The sequence below is a fragment of the Streptomyces azureus genome (genome assembly GCF_001270025.1).
In the GTDB taxonomy this organism is placed as follows: Bacteria; Actinomycetota; Actinomycetes; order Streptomycetales; family Streptomycetaceae; genus Streptomyces; species Streptomyces azureus.
Genome location: NZ_DF968344.1, coordinates 1 through 779 on the forward strand (window position 1 = coordinate 1; position 779 = coordinate 779).

The following is a 779-nucleotide window of genomic DNA, read 5'->3' on the forward strand; positions in this document are numbered from 1 at the left end:
CTAGGGGCTGTCTTTAGTTGTGATCAATGGGCTTCGTAAGAGGCCGCTGATCCAGATCGTCGCTGCGCGGAGATGGAGTCCGGCGAGGCAGCTCTCGGGCGTCTTGTCGTAGCGGGTCGCGATGCCTCGCCAGTCCTTCATCCGGTTGATGGCCCGTTCGACGGTGTTGCGGTCGCGGTAGAGGTCGGTGTCGTGGGTGACCGGCCTGCCGCCCTGGCTGCCTTTCTTTCGGCGGTTGGCGGCTTGGTCCTTCTTCTCCGGGATGACTGCCTTGATGCGGCGTTTGCGCAGGTGGGCGCGATTGGCACGGGAGGAGTAGGCCTTGTCGCCGGCGACGGCGGCAGGCCGCGTGCGGGGACGCCCCACGGGCAGGCGGACCCGCACCTTGCCCAGGACCGGAATGAACTGGGGGCTGTCGGCGGCCTGCCCGGCGGTCAGAAGAAGCGCCATCGGCCGGCAGCGCCGGTCGGCGGCCAGGTGGATCTTGCTGGTCAGCCCGCCGCGGGACCGCCCGAGCAAAGCGGCCTTCAGCCGGGCCCGCCGTCGGCGGCGGATACGCCGGCGTTCAAAGCGGGCCGGATCGCTTTCGCCGTCCTGTCCGCCTTGTTCCCCGGACGCTCCCCCTTTTGCGAGGCCGCCTCCTCGAGCGCGGCCAGGGTCTCCTCGCTGACCCGCATGCCGGCCGCGTCATGATGAGCCCGCGTGGTGGTGGAGTCCACGCTGACCAGGGACATGTCGATCTCGTCCCTGCGAGCGGCTTCGGCGATCGCCTCTTCCAG

1 pseudogene is annotated in these 779 nt (G+C 69.4%); it reads right to left on the reverse strand.

What is annotated here, in order from left to right:
- Window positions 1-779 (reverse strand): annotated as a pseudogene (locus AOQ53_RS26190) (IS5 family transposase); the annotation flags it as partial.